Source organism: Sphingobacterium sp. BIGb0116 (assembly GCF_024808035.1).
Taxonomy (GTDB): Bacteria; Bacteroidota; Bacteroidia; order Sphingobacteriales; family Sphingobacteriaceae; genus Sphingobacterium; species Sphingobacterium paramultivorum.
This window is the reverse complement of sequence record NZ_JANUDT010000010.1, coordinates 241,366-262,503: the sequence shown is the minus strand read 5'-3', so window position 1 is coordinate 262,503 and position 21,138 is coordinate 241,366. Positions and strand designations below refer to the sequence as shown.

The 21,138-nt window shown below is 39.3% G+C and carries 20 protein-coding genes; 11 read left to right on the top strand and 9 right to left on the bottom strand.

The features are described from left to right. Positions 1-3: 3 nt before the first annotated feature. The 8 genes from M2419_RS22665 to M2419_RS22630 all read left to right on the top strand — a co-directional run bounded on the left by M2419_RS22665 (position 4) and on the right by M2419_RS22630 (position 10,398). On the top strand, positions 4-1,521 hold the full coding sequence (locus M2419_RS22665) for a RagB/SusD family nutrient uptake outer membrane protein (RefSeq protein ID WP_182330375.1): 1,518 nt from the start codon (positions 4-6) through the stop codon (positions 1,519-1,521). Positions 1,522-1,600: 79 nt separating this feature from the next. After that, a complete protein-coding gene (locus M2419_RS22660) occupies positions 1,601-3,073 on the top strand; it encodes a glycoside hydrolase family 30 beta sandwich domain-containing protein (protein ID WP_227550093.1) in 1,473 nt (490 codons plus the stop codon). A 57-nt stretch (positions 3,074-3,130) separates the two neighbouring features. After that, positions 3,131-4,468 (top strand): DUF5125 domain-containing protein, encoded by a 1,338-nt coding sequence (locus M2419_RS22655; RefSeq protein WP_182330371.1) that lies wholly within the window; start codon positions 3,131-3,133, stop codon positions 4,466-4,468. Positions 4,469-4,665: 197 nt separating this feature from the next. After that, entirely contained in the window at positions 4,666-5,043 is a 378-nt protein-coding gene (locus tag M2419_RS22650; RefSeq protein WP_153844843.1) for a hypothetical protein, read from the top strand. Between the two features lie 413 nt (positions 5,044-5,456). Beyond that, positions 5,457-6,362: a hypothetical protein gene (locus M2419_RS22645; protein WP_228280080.1), complete on the top strand. Its 906-nt coding sequence runs from the start codon at positions 5,457-5,459 to the stop codon at positions 6,360-6,362. A gap of 5 nt (positions 6,363-6,367) precedes the next feature. Further along, the gene (locus M2419_RS22640; RefSeq protein ID WP_259255655.1) at positions 6,368-8,356 is read left to right on the top strand and encodes a TonB-dependent siderophore receptor; all 1,989 of its coding nucleotides are present in this window, start codon (positions 6,368-6,370) and stop codon (positions 8,354-8,356) included. A gap of 22 nt (positions 8,357-8,378) precedes the next feature. After that, positions 8,379-9,227: an MbnP family protein gene (locus tag M2419_RS22635; protein ID WP_159731466.1), complete on the top strand. Its 849-nt coding sequence runs from the start codon at positions 8,379-8,381 to the stop codon at positions 9,225-9,227. A gap of 148 nt (positions 9,228-9,375) precedes the next feature. Then, entirely contained in the window at positions 9,376-10,398 is a 1,023-nt protein-coding gene (locus M2419_RS22630) for a cytochrome-c peroxidase (protein ID WP_259255654.1), read from the top strand. 7 nt (positions 10,399-10,405) lie between these two features. On the opposite strand, the gene folP is transcribed toward M2419_RS22630, so the two are convergent. The 4 genes from folP to M2419_RS22610 are packed head-to-tail and all read right to left on the bottom strand — an operon-like array spanning position 10,406 to position 13,184. Next, positions 10,406-11,248, bottom strand: coding sequence for a dihydropteroate synthase (folP, locus tag M2419_RS22625; protein ID WP_259255653.1), 843 nt, complete (start codon positions 11,246-11,248; stop codon positions 10,406-10,408). A gap of 32 nt (positions 11,249-11,280) precedes the next feature. After that, positions 11,281-11,760 (bottom strand): DUF4920 domain-containing protein, encoded by a 480-nt coding sequence (locus M2419_RS22620; protein ID WP_182330365.1) that lies wholly within the window; start codon positions 11,758-11,760, stop codon positions 11,281-11,283. Between the two features lies 1 nt (position 11,761). Beyond that, the gene (locus M2419_RS22615) at positions 11,762-12,340 is read right to left on the bottom strand and encodes an L-threonylcarbamoyladenylate synthase (RefSeq protein WP_153844849.1); all 579 of its coding nucleotides are present in this window, start codon (positions 12,338-12,340) and stop codon (positions 11,762-11,764) included. Positions 12,341-12,365: 25 nt separating this feature from the next. Then, positions 12,366-13,184 carry a 2,3,4,5-tetrahydropyridine-2,6-dicarboxylate N-succinyltransferase gene (locus M2419_RS22610; RefSeq protein WP_075990775.1) on the bottom strand — a complete coding sequence of 273 codons (819 nt, stop codon included), beginning with the start codon at positions 13,182-13,184 and terminating at the stop codon, positions 12,366-12,368. 399 nt (positions 13,185-13,583) lie between these two features. Between M2419_RS22610 and M2419_RS22605 the strand changes: the two genes are divergently transcribed. Both M2419_RS22605 and M2419_RS22600 read left to right on the top strand, forming a co-directional pair. Next, positions 13,584-13,994: an RNA-binding S4 domain-containing protein gene (locus M2419_RS22605; RefSeq protein ID WP_088159990.1), complete on the top strand. Its 411-nt coding sequence runs from the start codon at positions 13,584-13,586 to the stop codon at positions 13,992-13,994. After that, positions 13,951-15,036 carry an isoaspartyl peptidase/L-asparaginase family protein gene (locus M2419_RS22600; RefSeq protein ID WP_227550095.1) on the top strand — a complete coding sequence of 362 codons (1,086 nt, stop codon included), beginning with the start codon at positions 13,951-13,953 and terminating at the stop codon, positions 15,034-15,036. The genes M2419_RS22605 and M2419_RS22600 overlap by 44 nt, the downstream gene beginning before the upstream one ends. A 121-nt stretch (positions 15,037-15,157) precedes the next feature. Here M2419_RS22600 and ytxJ read toward each other — a convergent pair whose 3' ends face one another. The 5 genes from ytxJ to M2419_RS22575 form a co-directional block, all read right to left on the bottom strand. Beyond that, positions 15,158-15,496, bottom strand: coding sequence for a bacillithiol system redox-active protein YtxJ (ytxJ, locus tag M2419_RS22595; RefSeq protein WP_200845685.1), 339 nt, complete (start codon positions 15,494-15,496; stop codon positions 15,158-15,160). Between the two features lies 1 nt (position 15,497). Further along, positions 15,498-16,238: a hypothetical protein gene (locus M2419_RS22590; RefSeq protein ID WP_259255652.1), complete on the bottom strand. Its 741-nt coding sequence runs from the start codon at positions 16,236-16,238 to the stop codon at positions 15,498-15,500. A gap of 287 nt (positions 16,239-16,525) precedes the next feature. Continuing rightward, positions 16,526-17,014 (bottom strand): 6,7-dimethyl-8-ribityllumazine synthase, encoded by a 489-nt coding sequence (gene ribH / locus M2419_RS22585; RefSeq protein WP_182330363.1) that lies wholly within the window; start codon positions 17,012-17,014, stop codon positions 16,526-16,528. Between the two features lie 87 nt (positions 17,015-17,101). Then, a complete protein-coding gene (locus M2419_RS22580; protein ID WP_259255651.1) occupies positions 17,102-17,773 on the bottom strand; it encodes a tetratricopeptide repeat protein in 672 nt (223 codons plus the stop codon). Between the two features lie 78 nt (positions 17,774-17,851). Beyond that, the gene (locus M2419_RS22575) at positions 17,852-19,825 is read right to left on the bottom strand and encodes a nucleoside-diphosphate sugar epimerase/dehydratase (RefSeq protein WP_227550096.1); all 1,974 of its coding nucleotides are present in this window, start codon (positions 19,823-19,825) and stop codon (positions 17,852-17,854) included. A gap of 85 nt (positions 19,826-19,910) precedes the next feature. Between M2419_RS22575 and M2419_RS22570 the strand changes: the two genes are divergently transcribed. After that, positions 19,911-21,122, top strand: coding sequence for an alanine dehydrogenase (locus M2419_RS22570; protein ID WP_153844853.1), 1,212 nt, complete (start codon positions 19,911-19,913; stop codon positions 21,120-21,122). Positions 21,123-21,138 lie beyond the last annotated feature (16 nt).

The following is a 21,138-nucleotide window of genomic DNA, read 5'->3' as shown; positions in this document are numbered from 1 at the left end:
ATCATGAAAAAATATATAAGTAACGCTCTTTCTTTGCTAACCGGCTCTTTGTTTTTATTTTCTTGCTCTTTGAACCGTGATCCACTTTCAGATTATTCGGATGTTAGTCAAGGGAAGACAGAGACAGGAACGCAGGTCGTTTTCAAGAATAAAGCCGAAGTTGAAACTTACTTGGCGGGGATCTATCAACAGATGAAAGATCGGCAGGAACATTGGTACCTCGACCTGCTCTTGATTGGCGATTCGCACGCCGATAATTCCTATGCGGGAACGACCGGCGCGGAAGTTGTACCTTTTGAAAATAATTCTATTGAAGGGTCTAATTCTGTGGTTGACCGGGATTGGGGAAGATATCTGGAAGATGTTGGACGTGCAAATCGATTGATCATTTATGTGGATAGTGTCGCTGATAAATCGGTGAGCGATACAGAAATTAGGACTTATAAAGCACAAGCGAAACTATTCAGAGCATTGGCGATGTTTGATATGGTCCGTATATTTGGATCTATCCCTGTCATTACCACAATTGCACCCGATATTACCGGTGATAATGTCAATGAAGTTTATCCGCAGTATTTCCCTAAACAAGCTACCGAAGAAGAAGCCTATAAGCAGATCGAAAAAGATTTGATGGATGGATTGGCAGATGCGCCGGCCAACAATAACGGAAATAAGACTTTATTTACTAAATCCGTAGCGCGAGCTATGCTGGCAAAGATCTATGCCGAAAAACCAATTCGCGATTATGCTAAAGTTATCCAATTTGTTGATGCATTGACTGGGGATGGCTTTGATCTGAATACCAATTACTCGGATTTATATGCGATGAATGCAAGCAGCACAGATCTTGCACAACGGAATACGAAAGAATCGATTTTGGAAGCACAGTTCACTGCAGGTGGAGGCAATTGGGCGACTTGGATGTTTGGAAGGGATTTGTCCAATTATGATAATAACTTCACATGGGCAAAATGGATAACCCCATCACGGGATTTGATACAAGCATATACTAATGAAGGGGATCAGATTCGTTTGGGGCAATCTATCGTCTATTATTCCACTACTTGGAGCAACTATTATCCTTCAAATCATTATCCATTCATGTTTAAATTGCGGTCTGCATTTAATAGTATTGTCAAGCTTCGTTACGCAGATCTTCTATTGCTCAAGGCAGAAGCTTTAATTCAACAGGGATCAGATTTATCCGGCGCAGCAGACATTATTGACAAAATTCGCACACGTGTTAAATTACCAAAATTGTCAACTGCGATACGTTCAAATAAGGATGCTTTATTAGATGCTTATCTGAAAGAACGTCGTCTTGAATTAGCCTTCGAAGGACAACGCTGGTTCGATCTCGTGCGCTTAGATAAGGTGGAATCTGTCATGAATGCGGTCTATGCAAAAGACGCTGGCAGAAAGGCGCAGGTGTATCCCTTTACGAAAAACTCTTATCGTTTACCGGTTCCGCAACCAAAAATTGATCAGAATCCTAATCTAGTTCAGAATCCGGGGTATTAATTGATTTAACAAGTGGAATCCCCCATCTGATGGATGGAGACAAATATATTAACAGATGAAACGTAATAATAAAAAAACTATGATATATACATTCTTGTTGTCCTGTCTAGTGACGGCAACATCTTGTAACCGTGACAGCTATACACCTTCGCAAGGTGATGAAATTAAAAAAAGTGGTGATGTTACCATTTATACGACGACGGGCAGTCGGTCTTTGGATTTTGGAAAGCGCTTTGTTGATTTCAGCTCCAAATTTAATATGTCGCCCAATACAATTACGCTAGATCCTACTAAGAAATTCCAGACGATGGACGGCTTCGGTGCAGCCATCACAGGCTCAACATGTTATAATTTAATGAAAATGAGTAAGGAAGATCGGACAAAATTCCTTACAGAGACTTTTTCAGATAAAGATGGAATGGGAATGAACTATATCCGTATTGCTATTGGATGTTCCGACTTCTCTTTGAGTGAATATACCTGTTGGGACAAAGAAGGAAAGGAAAATTTTGGATTGCAGTCTGAAGAGATCCAATATATCATTCCGGTGCTGAAAGAAATACTTGCTATCAATCCATCCATAAAAATCATGGGCTCCCCATGGACTCCACCGAAATGGATGAAAGTTAACAACCTAACTGATTTAAAGCCCTTTGATTCATGGACCAGTGGTCAGTTAAATCCAAAATATTACCAGGATTATGGTTGGTATTTCGTTCAATGGATCCAGGCAATGAAGAAAGAAGGCATTAATATTTATTCGATTACTGTTCAAAATGAACCATTGAATAGAAAAAATTCCGCTTCGCTTTATATGTCATGGCAGGAACAACAGGCTTTTGTCAAACAAGCGCTAGGCCCGCAATTAAAAGCGGCTAACTTATCAACAAAGATCTATGCATTTGATCATAATTATAACTATGATAATATTGCCGATCAGTCTGATTACCCAGTAAAGATTTATAACGATGCCGGAGCAGCGTCATTCTTCGCCGGAGCGGCATACCATAATTATGGAGGGGATAAAGCTGAACTTATCGATATTCATAATCAACGCCCAGACAAGGAACTGGTATTTACGGAAACATCCATTGGGGAATGGAATGATGGACGCAATCTTGAAAAACGTTTGATGGAGGATATGCGTGAAGTGGCTCTCGGTACAGTGAACAATTGGAGTAAGGGTGTTATTGTATGGAACCTGATGCTTGATACTGACAAAGGGCCAAATCGCGAAGGTGGCTGTCAGACATGTTATGGCGCCGTGGATATTAGTAAGGCAAATTATAAGAATATAACGCGCAATTCGCACTACTATATTGTTGGTCATCTTTCTTCGGTTGTCAAATCAGGAGCCTCGCGGATTGGTACTTCTGGGTATACAGCAGAAGGGCTAGTTTATACAGCCTTTCAAAATACAGATGGGACCTACGCTGTTGTTCTGTTAAACGAGTCAGGAGATAGCCGTAAAATTACCGTCGCAGACGGTAAACATCATTTTAGCTATGATGTGCCAGCTAAGTCGGTTGTTTCTTACCGTTGGACCTATTAACTGGAGGATGATAAACCCTAAGCGCTATCACATTGATAGCGCATAAATTATGAACAAATGAAAAGATATCTCATCAATATACTATTGGGAACTGCTGCTATTACTGCAGTTAGTTCCTGTAAAAAGGATGAAAAATATACCTATCAAATAGGGGATCCTAAAATCGAATTGAAATCGCCTATCTCGGCTGCAAATTTTGGGGATAGTCTCGAGTTTCAGGTCCATGTGTCGGATAGTGAAGTTGCGCTGTCTACTGTTAAAGCACAATTGTATTTTACAGATGACAAGGTAACAGAAACCGTTATCCGTACCAAACAAAATGGAGACTATGCTGGAAAGATTTATGTTCCGTTCCTGAAAGATATTCCCGATGGAAAAGCAACCCTTAAGTTTGTCTTACAGAATATTAGCCAAAAAATAACGGAACAATCTTTTGATATTAACCTGAGCAGACCCGACTTTCCATATTTGACTTTAGTCACAGAATCCAAATCCTATCGCATGGAAAAAGTAGGGCGCAACCAATATGCGGCAAAAGAAAATTTTGCAGCTGAGGTAAAAGGCTATATTCAAGCGCCAAAAGTAGGTACACAAGGCAATGCGATGAACTTTGGATGGGTCAATAATGTTATTAACTTGGGGTCTACCGCTGAAATTCCTTTTTCAAATTCGACTTCTGGCGTATATCCAATTCAATTTAATACATTGACATTTCAGGCATCTCCATTTATTGTTGTACTGCTAAATGGATCGCAGTTCAGTCGACTGGATGATAAACATGCTAAAGTTGAAATCGAGCTGGCGCAAGGGAAAACGACGACTTTTGAAGGGATTGCGGATCTGCAAGATTGGTGGATCGATCCAGATTTCTTTACCAAAGCGGCCGATGGCACCCTATCGTTTAAAGGAGCGACAGGGAAATATCGTGTTACCGCAGACTTTAACTTAAAATACTTTGTGGTTGAGGCGATGACGGGCAATGATTTGGCAAAACTCCAAGATGATGGATCTGGGGCTGTCTGGATTATTGGTGAAGGAATTGGAAAGCCTAAAGTATCCAGTAACCAGGTGGGCTGGAACACGGATAAAGCGCTTTGTCTGGTTCCACTAGGTAACAAGAAATACCAGATAACTGTTAAGGCAGGAGAGTCTATAAATTCTGATAACATCAACTTCAAATTTTTCCATCAAAAAGGATGGGGAGGTGAATTTGGGGGTACAGATGTGACAACCTCAAATGATATCGTCTTTGTCGGGGATGGCAAGAATGGTCGTGATTCAGGCAATCTAGGCATCAAAACGGGTAAAGTTTTAGAGGCAGGTAAAACCTATGTTTTTACATTGGATTTGACCGCCGGCAATAAGAAAGCAGTTTTGACGGTCACGTCAAAATAATTAAAATTGAGTTTTATAAGTCCTAGGTAGTAGTCTGCCTAGGACTTTTTCTTTTAAATAGCATTTGTTTATTCCAAGATTCATTTGTTATATTTGCCCAAACTCAAAACGAATTAGCATGAGCTCGATTTGGTAAGCTTACAAGATAAAGAAGTAATCTTAACGATGTAAGCTGCTATTGAGAATAAAATATTCGAATGAAAACCAGACTGTTTATATGGATTCTATTACCCTTGATGCTCCTCCAGAGCTTCTCGACGGTATGGCTATGGACAGTCTTCGAGTTGAATCGAGATTATATTGCACGTTACGAATGTATCAATCGTTTTAACGATAATGCGCTTGCCTGTCGAGGCCAGTGTATTTTGATGAAGAAAATGCGCGAGCATGAGGAAAAGGAACAAAAAAATCTTGAATTGCGTATTATCGATGTTGTTTTTATAAATAATACACAAGATTTTACATTTAAAAATACGGCTCTTTATGAAGATACTGTGGAGCGCCTGCTTCCAGTATATAATGAAGATTATTCTTATAATCCCATCTTTACGATATTTCACCCCCCTTTGGTTTAAATCCACTTAGAAATTTATTTGATTAAGTAGTCGATCACTGACGATGGATTACAAGGTATGCTAAGATTTCCTTCGCGTTATAATTGTGCTGTGAAAATGCTTTTAGTGATGCTTTGTCCATAAAATCGATCTTCGGTTAAGCTATTTCTTCAATAACTATTTATTTCAATGAAACCTTCCTAATTATTTGGGCTACATCATGGTGTGGATCCGAATCATTTGAATATTGATAATAGATAATAATCTGTTTAAGATCAATATTGATAGTTTCATTTCTCTAAAAGTTGAATGGAGCGCATCTATACGATGAAATATATCCGTTCGTCACAATAGGATATCATTTTGATTTATTGGATGAGCCCTCGTGCTCACGCAATAAATCGGATAGCTTCCTAACAAATGAAAAATTATAGATGAGAGATTTATTTATAAAAAAAGTGGGTTTTTATATCGCGATTATGTCTTTTCTCCTAGTCGCTTGTACAAAGGAGAAAACAGACTATGAGGCAGAGCGGGGAAATACTGTGGCAGAGAATACAGAGTTTAAAGAGGTTACAAGCCTTGTTTCTTCAGGGTATAGTATTCGTATTGAGGCTCTAGGCGGGGTATTGTATCGCGGTTATAATGATATCCGCGTGATAATCAATAAGCAGCAAAATAATGAACCTGTAGCCGTTTCCTCAGTCAAATTGCTGCCAGTCCAAACCAATGTGGAAGGAATGAAAATTGTTTGTCCGCACCAGTCCGAAATGGACTACACGTTGGATGGTCGCTACTTTTCGGGTTACAGTGTGTTTACAGATGAAAGCTCTGCAGCAGCAAACTGGAGTTTGGAAATCGATTTTACAATTGGCGATCAGACCTTCACCGCTACACAACAAGTAACTGTAAAGCCGCAGGTAAATAAAAATCGTAACATAACCACCTTAACCGGGAAAGATGGCGAACAGTATTTAATCGCCTTGATTGCTCCTTGGAAACCAACTGTTTCTGAAAATAAACTGGTCGCCGGGATTTATAAGTTGGACTTGGCACAATTGTCTTATACGACAGTCAATGGATATACCTTACAATTGGATCCGCGTATGCCAGAACCTTCGATGGGCAACCATTCTTCGCCCAATAATAAAGACTTGGTACAACAGGCCGACGGATTGTACCACGGTGTTGTGAATTACACAATGACAGGAAACTGGACATTGAATTTTATTTTGGTTAACCAAAATGGAAGGGTGATAGCAGGAACTGAGGTGCCCAAGGACTTTACACCGGGGGTAGAAGGTCGTAAAAGCGAGTTATACATTGATATTCTATTCTAGAGGCTATGAGGAAGATAAGTATTATTCTCTTTATGTTGTCTTTGGGATGGAACGTACACGGAAAAAACAATCCTGTTACCCGCGATACAACGAGACGTCTAGCCGAGGTTACAGTCAATGCAGCTGCCAAAAAGAGAATTGAAAACGATCTGAAGATGACAGTCTCCGTGGATGAATATTTGGCTTCTGCAAGTAATATTAGCTTTATCAAACGCGGAGCCTATGCTTGGGAACCCCTACTCAATAATATGAGTAGCGAGCGTTCGACAATTACGATCGATGGGATGCATGTCTTTGGAGCATGTACGGATAAAATGGACCCGATAACCTCGTATGTAGAAAGTAATAACCTTGCCGCCATAGATATTAAATCGGGGCAGGAAGGTAATCTGCATGGTGCTACGGTCGCTGGCAGTATAGATCTAAAAAGAAGGAATACCTCGTTTGGTTTGCAGAAAAAAATTGGCGGAGCCTATCAGACAGGTTTTGAATTCAATAATAAGCAGACTTTCAATCTTGGGAATTTATATTACTCAAGTGACAAATTTGTGGCAGATGGAAGTATTGCCTTCCGGAAGGCTGGAAATTATTATGATGGAAATGACGATGAAGTACGGCATTCACAATATAATAAATTCAATGCGTCGCTGGGCTTGGCCTATAAAACAAGTCCGCTTTCTGCTGTTCGGGTAGATGCTATTTTTGATCGTGCAAAAGATGTGGGATTCCCGGCTTTGCCAATGGACTTATCCTTATCCAGAGCGATTATCACTTCGGCTGCATACAAACAGTTGTTTGAAGAGGGCTTGGTAAAAGTATGGGACACCAAAGTTTATTTTAATGCAGTTGAGCACTATATGGATGATACCACCCGTCCCGAGAATTTGGTCCATATGGATATGCCGGGCTGGAGTACAACCTATGGTCTTTTGTCCAAAATTAATCTGCAGAAAGATCGTTATTCTTCGGAAATACAAGTAAATGCTTACGATAATCTATCCATAGCTGAGATGCGTATGTACCCGCAGGATCGATCCAAACAGACCATGTTTGCCTATAGCTGGCCATGGGTGACCACCCGTTTCGCGAGTGTAGCCATTAATAACTCGTTAGATCTTTCTGATATCAGTAGACTTGTCTTTGGAGGTTCATTGGGTTTGAACTATAATTATTCGAAATATGTTGAATTCAACTGGATCTTCCATCCTGGTTCTCCACAGAAAAAAAATAGAATTCTTCCGAGCCTACACGCCAGTTATCAGTTAAATATTGGTCAGTTTGACTTTTCCATAGGAACAGGGTTTGGGCATCGTGCTCCCTCTGTTTCGGAGGCTTATGGTTATTACATTTACAACAGTTTCGATCGGTATGACTATATCGGAAATCCGGATTTAAAAAATGAAGTCTCTTATGAAGCCAATGCCAGTGCCGGATTTAAGACCGGAAAGTTAAGCATTGGGGCCAAGGCCAATTATTTCTTTATCCAAGACTACATTATTGGCCGGATTTTGAGTTTGGGTAGCCCTATGAACTATCAATCGGTAGGCGTGAAAGGCTATACCTCTTTAGATCATGCGACTCTGTTTAACCTAGCACTCAATGCGCAATATCAAATTTTGCCAAGTCTAGATTGGAAAGTCGTACTTACCTATGCCAGAGGGCAAGACAATATGGGCGGAAACCTGCCTTTTATACGTCCCTTAAGTTATCAAACATCATTGCATTATCGATACAAAATGATCGGTGTGCAAACTTCAATGAACGGGGACTTTAGCCAGGTCAATTTTAGCCCTGAATACGGAGAGGACCAAACTGCATCCTATAAGATATGGAATGTTTCGGCAGACTATACCTTCACTATTGGAAAATTAAATGCCGTGTTTCAGGTCGGTGCGGAGAACCTCTTCAATGAATACTATAGTACCTATGCAGATTGGGGAAATATACCACGCATGGGTAGGAATATTTTTACATCCTTAAAAATCAATTTTTAAATACCTTAAAACTTAGAATAAAATGAAAAACAATGCAATTAAACTCCTGATGATTTCTTTGGTTATGGTTTCTTGTAGCAAAAGTGAAGATGTCGCCAACAGTGTTAACTTACATTTCAACAATACATTTAAAAATACAACAATTGTGCTGGGTAGTGCAGATTCACCAGCTGCCACAACAAATACATCAGCCAGTGGGCAACTGCATCAGTTTTCTGAGCTGAAGTATGTAATTAGCAATATCAGGCTTATTAAAGCCGATGGATCTGAAATCCCTTATAATGTAAATGACCTCGATAAAGGGGCTACAGTAATTGATCAGGCGAAAGCAGCAACTTTAAATTATGTACTGAGTAATATACCTGTTGGCGATTATAAACAGATCAAATTCGGTTTGGGAGTAAAACAGGAAATAAATACATTGGATCAACTGAGATTCCCAGTTTTCTATGCAACAGCAGGGGCTAATGACACCAAAATGCACTGGGAATGGGGAACAGGTTACCGATTTACGAAATTGGAAGGCTTTTATGGTGCGGATCATAAAGAGTTGTCTATTCACACAGGAAGTACGATCAACGGAACAAATGGTGATGAATCCACTTATAAACAGGGGGTAGATGCTTATCGGGATATTACGTTGAATTTACCGTCCTTAGTTACTGTTGGAAAAAGTGTACCACAGATTAATATCAGGGCGGATTTCGATAAGCTCTTAAGCGGGAAAACGAATACCATTACATTGGGTGCTAACAACGCTGTGCCTAGTATTCATTCGGCAGTCGAAATGGTCAAATTTGTTGATAATCTTGGCGGTAACGGCAGCAGTGATACAGCAGGGATGTTCACTGTTGAGCGTGTTTCTAACTAAATTTTACGTAAATGGCTATGATCTTGAATGAGGTTGTAGCCATTTGCTGAAAATACGTTATGCATAAACAAAAGAACGCCGTCCGATTGCACCATGACTTTCAAGTGTGCATTCTGAATATTCATCAACCATTGATAAAAATAGAAGGATGAAAAAAGTCATCTTAATCCTGACAGTTATACTGATTGCTTTATCCTGTAGTAGGGATAATATCGTTGAATCTACGCTGGAAGACAACCCCACAGTCACGTTCAATATTCCTGCGGATTTTCCGAGTCTGAATAATGCATTTAATAGCAATAAGCCAACAAAGTATGGTGTTGAATTGGGTGAAAAACTATTTCATGAAAAAAGATTCAGTGGAAATAATACGATATCATGTGCCAGTTGCCATAATCCCTCATTGGCTTTTTCCGATGGAAAAATGCAGGCAGTGGGTATAGATAATCGCGTCGGATTTCGGAACACTCCACCTTTGCAGAATTTGGCTTTTATGAAATTTTATAATTGGGATGGCAATATACTCGAACTGGAAAAGCAACCTTTAGTGCCAATTATCACGCATGAGGAGATGAACTCATCTATCCTGGAGGTCATCGGTAAAATCAATGGCGAGTTTGATTATAAAAGATTGTTCAAGAAGGCTTTTGGCGATGAGAATATTACACCTGAACGAATTTATAAAAGCATTGCACAGTATGAGTATACCTTAGTTTCGGCCGACAGTAAATATGATCAGGTAAAAAGAGGTGAAGGGGAGCAATTCACGATCGAGGAAGAACGGGGGTATCAGCTGTTTAAGTTGAAATGTGAAAGCTGCCATGCAACAGAATTATTTACCGATCAGAGTTTTAGAAATGTAGGGTTTCCTTTAAATAAGCATCCCGATGAGGCCGGGCGAGCACGCATCACAGGTATTGAAACAGACTATATGGCTTTTCGGGTACCTTCTTTAAGAAATGCGGAATATACAGCGCCTTATGGAAGTTTTGGGCAGTTCCCAACGTTAAAATCTGTCCTGGATTATTTTGACAAGGGTGTTTTGGATGCAGCTAACCTAGATCCGATTCTTAAGGAAAATGGTAAAAGAATTCCTATGACAGAAGAAGAAAAGGAAGCTATCATAGCTTTTATTAAAACATTAAGTGATCCCAAATTTGTAGGCAAATAATGCTGATTTATGAATAGAAGAGATCAACCAATTGTTTCGCTTCTTTTACATCATGTACGCGGAGAATTTGTACGCCTCTTTCGAGAAGTAAGGTATTTAAAGCGGTGGTGCCATTTAAAGCTTCTTGGGCGGTGATTCCGATTTTTTTATAAATCATAGATTTACGGGATATTCCGCCCAAAATTGGTAATTCGAAGTAGTGAAGTTCATTGACACGATAGAGCAACTCATAGTTCTGTTCGACTGTCTTTGCAAAACCAAATCCCGGATCAAGAATAATGTCTTTCACCCCCATACTTCTTAGCGTCGCAATGCGGTCACCTAAAAAGGTGGCTACGTCAGTTACAATATCTGTATAATCTGTTTTTTCCTGCATATTTTCGGGAATACCGCGCATATGCATGAGAATATAAGGAACTTGATATTTTGCCACCGTGGCGAACATGTTATCATCGAGCGTACCTCCCGACACGTCATTTATGATGTGCACTCCCGCATCGATTGCAGCAGCAGCAACGTCTGCCCTAAAGGTATCTATTGATAAAATAGCGTCAGGAAATGCAGTTTTAATTGCTCGAATAGCGGGAAGAGCTCGATCCATTTCCTCCTGTGATGAAATTAATGGAGCGCCCGGACGTGAGGAATATGCGCCAATATCAAGAATTTGAGCACCTTCAAGCAATAGCTTCTTTGCTTTCTCTATCGCGAGTGCTACGGTTGTATTGTCGCCACCGTCATAAAAAGAATCTGGAGTCACATTGAGTATCCCCATAATAATAGGCTTTTCGAAGGTCATTAAGGTACCATCGACCAGTATAGAATGACAGGCTGAAGTGTGGAATCTTTTCATCAGAACAATGCTAGGCTTGGTGTGAGAGCGTCTTATTTGACAACCAAAACACCGTCAGCAATAATGCTAATATCTTTTTTAGGTTGTGTAATCTGGTCTATTTCAGACTGTGATTTACCAAGATCCTTTGCCGCATGTTGTAACGATGCTACCGAAACTTCCTTTTTCTTTGCGATACCCTCGACGACAACTGTTTTACCGACAATGTCTGCTGGCATGAAGAAACCATAGTCTTTAAAACGGACGGTAATAGGCTCTTCGCCGTCCCGTTGCAAGGTCATGAAACAACCTTTTTTCTTACACACTTCAACAACTTTGCCCGATATCTTTCCATTGAAGGCATTCTTTTGCGTGAGTTCTTTTTCAAGCTTAGCTACTGAAATCGCATTGGTCGCAGAGATTTCTTTGCCATATTTTACGCCTGGTTTGGCTGCGGGAATATCCTTTTGCTGTGCGAAAGATAAATTGGTAACAGCAAATGCTAATGCAAAAAATAAAACGATCTTTTTCATGCTATTTTCTAATAAATTCAAATTTACCACTTGGGTCCAGCTTCATGACAGTAGATGATTTCCCATCTGTTGTTACGTCTCTGTCATAGGCGACAATATAGTCTACCCCATCTTTGATGGCATCAGATATTTCGTCAAAATCTTTCGCTGTGGGTTCACCACTGATATTTGCCGAAGTTGAAATTATCGGTTTGCGAAACCGTTGTAAAAGTTGTTCACAAAAAGGGTGCTTGACAATTCGAATGCCAATTGAACCGTCCTCAGCAATCGCATTGGGCGCAAGATTTTTGGCATTCGAATAGACAATTGTCAAGGGTTTTTCGGTGTATTCAATAAGTTGATAAGCCACATCCGGGATTTCATTTACATAACTCGCTAATTGATTGTCGTTGTGTAATAGGACGATCAGACTTTTGGATTTATCTCTTCCTTTCAGTTGGAAAACTTTCTCCACGGCTTCTGGATTGGTGGCATCACAACCTATCCCCCAAATGGTGTCGGTGGGGTATAGAATTAATCCGCCGTTTTTTAATGTCTCCAAGGCCTTATTCAAATCCTCACGATCTACGAATGCACTCATCTTATCTTTATACTAGTTTTAACTTTTATACAGCTACATTATGATCACGTAGTGCATCATTTAATGAAGTCTTTTTGTCTGTAGACTCTTTACGTTGACCAATGATCAAAGCGCAAGGAACTTGATATTCCCCTGCCGCAAATTTTTTGGTGTAAGAACCCGGGATAACAACAGAGCGGGCAGGTACATAACCTTTATATTCTACTGGTTGAGGTCCCGTAACGTCGATAATTTTTGTTGACGCTGTCAATACGACATTAGCACCCAATACAGCCTCTTTTTCTACACGAATACCTTCTACTACAATCGCTCTTGAACCTATGAAAACATTGTCCTCAATAATAACTGGAGCTGCTTGTACGGGCTCTAATACGCCACCAATTCCGACGCCGCCACTTAAATGGACATGTTTACCAATTTGTGCACAAGATCCAACAGTTGCCCAAGTATCCACCATGGTACCTTCGTCTACATAAGCACCGATGTTAACGTAAGAAGGCATCATAATCACTCCTTTAGCCAAATATGCACCTAAACGAGCAGAAGCCCCTGGTACAACACGTACTCCAGTGTGCTTGTAGTCTGTCTTTAATTTCATTTTATCATGAAACACAAAAGGACCTGCAGTCATTTCGCGCATATCATTGATTGGAAAATATAAAATAACAGCTTTCTTAATCCAGTCATTGACGTGCCATCTTGTACCGATCATTTCAGCGACGCGGATTTCACCGCTATCTAATTTCATGATAACAGCGCGAATGGCTTCTGTATATTCTTTATATTCTAATAATTGCCTATCTTCCCAAGCTTCCTCAATCAGTTTTTTAAGTGGCTCTACCATATTATTTATTTTCTTATTTGAATTAGTTTATTTTGATGTACAAACTTAGATAAAGTTGGACTTAAAAACAACTTTATCCATTGTTCCTTGCAATAGACTTTCCTGATAACAACACCCTACCAAATTATGATCAACTCCTGACTCCAACCACAGTGTGTGCACAGTGAGTCCACGTTGAGTCCACCTTTTTAAGGTGCATTCACGCTACAGACATTGTTTTAACAATCCGCTTGCAGTCAGTAGTTGGTATGGATTTGATGATAACTTGTCCGCAATTAGCTATTAAACTCTTCCGGCGAACGGATGAAAGACGTTTTAATAAGTGAACTCAGTTTAATAGGAATTTTCCATAATTGCTTTTGGTTATAATGATTCTAAAAATATAATTATTTTTGTATTATGGCTGGAACATCAGAAAAATTGAGAATTGATAAATATTTGTGGTCAATTCGCTTATTTAAGACAAGAACTTTGGCAACAGAGGCCTGTAAGGCAGGTCGGGTGAAACTAAAAGGCCAAAATATAAAACCCTCTTATGAAGTTAAGATCGGAGATGTATACCATGTCCAAAAGGGAATTGAGAAAAAAGTGGTGATGGTGACAGGTCTTTTGGAACGTCGTGTTGACGCCAAGACTGCTGTTCAATTCTACGAGGATCAAACACCTGTTGAAGAAACTGTAGGGTTTAAATCCGTATTTCATGCGCCTGTCCTAAAACGCGACCGCGGTACAGGGCGCCCTACGAAAAAAGACCGTCGTGAGATAGATGATTTACAATCTTCAGAATGGTGGGAGAAGGAAGATGAATAATCTCAAGATATGCGCCATGATAATTATGGGAAGTCTGTTGACAATCTCCTGTAAATCATATAAAAAACCTGTAGCCGTGACTGAGGGAGAATTTGTTTTGGCGATCCATGGTGGAGCGGGGACGATCTTGAAAAAGAATATGACAGATTCGATGGAACAAGCTTATAGAATTGTCTTGGAGCAAGCGCTTCGTATGGGCTATCAAAAGTTGCAAGAAGGTAAATCCAGTTTGGAAGCGGTTGAATCTGCTATCCATGTTATGGAAGACTCTCCCTTGTTTAATGCGGGGAAAGGAGCGGTTTTTACACATGACGGACATAACGAACTGGATGCCTCCATCATGGATGGTAAATCCTTGGCTGCAGGCGCCGTTGCGGGAGTGACAACAATCAAAAATCCAATCTCAGCAGCCAAGGCTGTGATGGAAAAATCTGAGCATGTTATGATGGTAGGTAAAGGTGCCGAAGAATTTGCGAAGCAAGTGGGATTAGCCATTGTAGATCCTTCTTATTTTTGGACGAAAGCACGTTGGGAAGCTTTGCAGAAAGTGAGAAAGGACGATAGTACTCAAACACAACTAGATCACGATCAAAAACAAAGTTCACGTTTAGGCATTATCAATAAAGACGCTAAATTTGGTACTGTAGGTTGTGTTGCTTTGGATAAAGCAGGTAATCTGGCTGCGGGCACATCAACAGGAGGGATGACAAACAAGAAGTTTGGACGGGTCGGAGATTCGCCAATTATCGGTGCTGGAACGTATGCGAACAATAATACCTGTGCTGTTTCCTGTACTGGATGGGGTGAATATTATATCCGCACCGTGGCGGCATATTCGGTGTCAGCTTTAATGGAATATAAAGGTGAACATGTTGATCAAGCGAGCTGGCAAGTAATCGATCGGATTGGTGAAATGGGCGGTAATGGCGGCATGATCGCATTGGATAAAAACGGACATGTTGCTATGCCTTTTAATACCGCCGGCATGTATCGGGGTACGGTGACTAAAGACGGTAAAATAACTGTAGAAATTTATAAATAGCCAATTCAGCTTTTTTCATCATCATAAAATATCCCAAGTGATCAATACAATACATGTTGAAGATCGCTTGGGATAAATTTTGCTAAAATTTTTTATTGAACAGCAGTTATGGCCTATAATGTCAAATTGCCGTTAGGTATTGTTCTATCTCATCAAATTGGATATCACCATGTGAAGCGTCATATAGACTGTCTTTTCCTGCAACAATCAGTATTTGGGGTGATTGATGTTCTACATGCCAACGTTGGGCAATCTCATTCGATAGTGGGCGGTAACGCAAAAGGTCTAAAAGATAAATCGCATAATCATGGTCTGAAGTAGCAGACATACGCTCAAGACTACGCTTAGCCATATTGCTAATACCACAAGTTGTGCTATGTTTAAAGATGGCTACAACTTTATCAGATTGATAAAGCTCCTGTAGCTGTTCTTCTGTATTTAATTCTATCCAATTAATCATATTATAGTTCTGTAAATTTTTTCTGTTCTACCTGTACAAAAGATGAAATAGAGGAGAATATACAACTCTTTTGGTCATTGCTTGTGGAATTGAAAAAACTGGGTAAACGTATACCGTCGCCAATCTCCTTATATTTGCTCACTTCATAGGTGTTTTTTTCGCCCTTATCTGTGTATTCGTAACGGACAATCTCACCGGTATTTTGATCAATATAAAGCAAACCATCAATCTTTGAACCAAAGATAGGGCCTGACGAGCTGATATTTGCTATCGTTAATTTCTGTCCAGCACTGAAACTTTCCTTTTGGCTTTTCAGCTGCACATTTTTCTGCCCGATCAAGGTGGGCAAAAGTAGCAGATTGAGATCCGAAAATAGCTGGTTTTTAATTGATTTCTTGAGCTCTGGCTCATCTGCAGATAAATTCCCTCCAATAAAGAGTTTGTCTGACCCTGGGTTTTTAAAATTAAACAGGTAGGTCACCTGATCCGTTCCCTTATAGCCATCAAATCGACATGCTCCAGTCGTTCTATTGAACAGGAACTTTCGTTCGTCGTTTAACAACTGGTCTGAGATGGTATTTCCCTTTGCTGAGAAAGCCAAAAACTGCAAAGAATCCCATTTTTCCTGGCCACCGATACTTTGCCAAATCTGCTTGTTTAGACTATCGTCTTGTGCCACTAGATCCAACTGACAAAATAACGTCAGTATAACGACCAAGAGTACATTCGATAATGTTTTCATAATCCTATTTTTTAAAGAAACAATCATCAAGTAATTCGTACCAAAATTGATAGCGTTAAACTTCATCATTGCGTCATTGTCTATAAAACTACCGACTGTTGTATAACTGATTTACACTACAATCAAGACAATTCAATAACAATTTATTCTAGTGAAAAAATAAAAATCGATTAATAAGATAACTAAATATTTTATTAATCGATTTATTCAAAATATAAGTACCTGAGTAATAAGCTGTGCTCAGCAATACTTTTCATCATTGAATGGTAGGCAAAATTAATACCAAACTAGAATTTTTTGGCAATATGGGCCATTTGTATTGCTGTAATAGCAGCTTCTTCACCTTTATTACCATGTTTCCCTCCGGCGCGATCCAATGCTTGCTGAAGATTATCAGTCGTTAATACACCAAAAATAGCTGGTTTATTGTATTTTAGCCCTACATTGGCAATGCCATTTGCAACTGCATCGCAGATAAAATCGAAGTGTCTGGTCTCACCCTGAATGACGCAGCCTAAACAGATTACAGCGTCAAAACTCTGATTTCTGAATGCGAGGTCTGCTCCTGAAATTAATTCGAAACTTCCAGGAACCTCTATGACTTGGATATTGCTTTCCTGAGCGCCATGCTCTTCCAAGACCTTTATTGCACCATTCAATAATGCACCTGTAATTTCTGCATTCCATTGTGCAACAACGATTGCAAATTTGAATGGACTTGCATCCGCAACCTGGATATGCGAAAAGTCGGATAAATTTTTAATGCTACTTGCCATAATAGTAACAAAGATAGTGATTTTAGATGGTCACAAAAAAAGAGGCTATCAAATAGCCTCTTTTTATTATATTTTTATAATTATCTATTATAGATGTGCTTGTACACGGCCTAATAAACCATCAATTGTTGAAGCTTCTTGACTCTCAGGAAAATCTGTTTTAATCTTCTTGTAAGCATTCTCTGCACTTTTATAGTCATTTTGTGCTTCATATACAAGTCCTAGTTTTTTCAAAAAGAGTGGAGTTGTATACGAGTTGCTTGATTTTTCAGAAGCTTGCTTGTAGTAATCAGCGGCTTTTTTGTAGTCTTTTAACTCTGAAAAAGCATCACCTGTTAAACCAATTACGAGTGGGTCTAGAATTTGGCTTCCTGTTGGAGCATATTTTTCAAGCGCTTTCGCAGCCTCATCGAATTTACCTTGACGCAAATATAAACCTCCTAAATAGGCGTTTGCAATATTGGCAGATTTTGTATTGGAATATTCGTCCGCAATTTGTTTAAAACCAAGAAACGCACCATCACCCATGATTGCTTTACTTTGTAAAGAATCAATTGTAGCAAGCTGTTCTGCTTTGTACATACGGTTCGAAGCTTCTTCTGCTCTTGGATCTAGATAAAGCTTTTGATATCCAAAATAAAGTAAGATCAATACAACGATACCACCTAAAATGAACACTACACTTTTTTGGTTATCTTGAAAAAAAGATCCTTTTGAAGGTTTGAAACCTTGATTTGTATTATTTGTGTTTTTAGACATTACTAATCAGTAAAATATGGATTGCAAAAATACACTTTTCGAGCAAATTTGCAAGCGTTTTGCAAATTTTAAAGTGAATTAACTTTGGTTTTCTGACTCATTCGATAGTTCAATTTCCTTGTCTAGCTGTTCGTAGATGGAATTTTTACTTTTGAATTCAGGTACAATAATTTTCATTTGATAGACAACTTCGTTTTTGTTTTGTGTCGCTAAACGCTGTTGCAATTCGCCAATTTTCATACACACGATATCATAATTATTTTCTCTGACTTTGGCGATCATGATTTTTTCGTGGTGAGTCGGTAAGGTATTCTCTAAATCATTCAGTAATTCCTCATATAGTTTTTCACCAGGTCTTAATCCAGTGAATTTTATTTCAATATCTTCATTCGGTTTAAATCCTGAAAGACGAATCATTTTTTTAGCTAACTCAACTATTTTTACAGATTTACCCATATCAAATACAAAAATTTCGCCACCTTGTCCCATTGTTCCAGCTTCAAGGACTAGTCGGCATGCTTCGGGAATGGTCATAAAATACCGCGTAATTTCTGGATGAGTAACTGTTACAGGGCCACCTTTTTGAATCTGGTCTCTGAATCGAGGGATAACAGATCCATTGGAGCCTAGGACATTGCCAAAGCGGGTTGTGATAAATTTGGTGTGCACAGTTGCCCCTAACGAGTTTTCCAAATGATTGTTTAACGATTGTACATAGATTTCTGCGATACGCTTTGTCGCTCCCATGATATTCGTGGGATTGACAGCTTTATCGGTAGAGACAAAAACAAATTTTTCAACTTGAAATTCCACGGCTAAATCAGCTAGATTCTTAGTACCCATGACATTGGTCTGTACTGCTTCCAAAGGATGGTTTTCCATCATTGGCACATGTTTGTAAGCTGCCGCATGATATACATAATGCGGCTTGAAAGTGTCAAAAAGTAATTGCATCCTTTTTGTACTTCGGACGTCTGCTATATAAGTATGATAAACTTGATTTGGAAATTCATCTTGAAGGTCAAGTTGGAGATTATGTAACGGGGACTCCGCTTGGTCACAAAGGATAATCATCTGGGGCTCGTATTTCCCCAATTGGGATGCAATCTCACTACCTATGGAACCTGCTGCCCCAGTAACTAAGATCCTTTTGCCTTTCGTTTGGCTTAGGATGTGGTCGTCGTTAATCTTAATCGGCTCCCTTTCTAGTAAATCTTCAATTTTTATTTTTTGGATCTGATTGGGGTTAAGATCACCATTCATGATCTTTTTAACAGGAGGGAGCGTTAATATGTTGACATTTTTTTCGAGCGCAACATCTGTAATTTCATTTTTACGGTCGGAAGGAATGTTGTGCGAAGCGATGATGACCTCTTCAATATTTAGTGTGTTGATGAGGTGGCTAAACTTTTGAGAAGAGTAAATTTTGGTCCCATCAATAACTTTGTTAATTTTTTGCTCATTATCGTCTAAGAATCCAACAATAGCATTTTTGGATCGTACATCATGGTCTAAGGTTCTTTTTACAGCAATTCCCAAATCACCGGCACCGTAGATGAGTGTCTTTTTTCTGGATCCGTTGACTTTTTTTGTGTATAGAAAGAAAATTTTAATAATTGTTCTATATACGGTTAAAATAAGAAATGAAAAGAGTGCAAAGAAGATAATGAGTGCAGTTGGGATGTTTCGCTCTATCTCGTTTGCCTGGATCACTAATTTTATAACCAAGAGAACGAAAACACTAAATGTTATCGTTGATAATATACGTATGGAATCGATAGCGCTTGTGTAACGAACTATCCCAGTATACATCTTGAAGAGGTAGAATGATAAAGAACATATGGCTATAAATAAAATGTAACGAATGCTAAAATCAATGTCGAGCAGAAAATCGAAGTTAAAATCATAGTAAATAACATTTGCGAGGAGATAAGCGATGGAAACACTAAAGATGTCCAATAAAAAAATGATCCATCGTGGCACTATATTGACTTTACTGAGCATGGTATTATATCTGATTAATTTAGACAAATGTATATAAATTTGTTTCATTCCAAAGCCGTGCCAAACCAAATTTATCTTCGTTTGATAAGATTGATTTTTTATTGTAATTTTAGCTAACTATCAATTTTACAAGATGAATGAGTTAGGAAAGCTTGCGAGTCAGGCTATGATTTCTCCAAAAGAGATGCTGTTTGAGAAGAAAAAGAATGCAAAGAGTTTATTTATAGGCATTCCAAAAGAAATCTCGCTTCAGGAAAAGCGGATCTGCTTGACGCCATTAGCGGTTGCATTATTGGTAGAAAATGGACATGAAGTAATCATTGAGACGGGAGCAGGTGCTGGGGCCAATTTTTTGGATCATCATTATAGTGAACAGGGCGCTCGTATCGTTTCATCTCGGGAAGAGGTGTACCAAGCAGATCTGATCATTAAAGTTGGTAGCCCTATGCTTAGTGAAGTTAAGTTGATGAAAGAAAGACAGCTTTTGTTATCTTCTCAGCAACCTTCACTCATGAACCTGGATGTACTAAAGGCGTTAATGCATAAAAAAATCACTGCAATTTCTTACGAATATTTAAGAGATGAGGGCGGTTGCCTGGCAGTGGTTCGTGCGATGAGCGAAATCGTGGGGGCAACGGCAACCTTAATCGCTGGAGAGTATCTGAGCAATGCATTTGGAGGGAAGGGACTGATGCTCGGTGGTGTGACCGGCGTAGCTTCCACAGAAGTCGTTATTATAGGCGCGGGGACCGTTGGTGAACAAGCTGCCCGAACGGCTTTGGCGCTAGGTGCACAGGTAAAGGTTTTTGATAATTCGATTTATAAACTTAGACGCCTGCAAAACAATCTTGGCAGCCGTGTTTTCACTTCCGTTATACAACCTATTATTTTAAACAAGGCTGTGATCAGTTCGGATGTAGTTATTGGCGCTTTACGAGCTCGTAATGGACGTTCTGCTTGTATAATTTCGGAGGAAACAGTTTCTAAAATGAAACCTAATTCTGTAGTGATAGATGTGAGTATCGATCAAGGGGGGAATTTTGAAAGCTCAGAAGTGACTTCACATGATAAACCTATCTTTCGGAAATTTGATGTTATTCACTATTGTGTTCCCAATATAGCGTCTCGGGTAGCACGAACAGCCACTTATGCAATGAGCAATATTTTTACGTCTATTTTGCTTGATTTTGCAGAACTCGGGGGACTGAAAAATGCAATCTGGAAGAATCCCGGTATTCGGAGTTCTATTTATTTGTACCAAGGAAACCTTACAAATATTGACATGGCCTCAAGATTTAATATGACGGCGAAAGATTTAGATCTTTTAGTTGTTTCTTCCTTATAAACCAGGGGTATCCAGT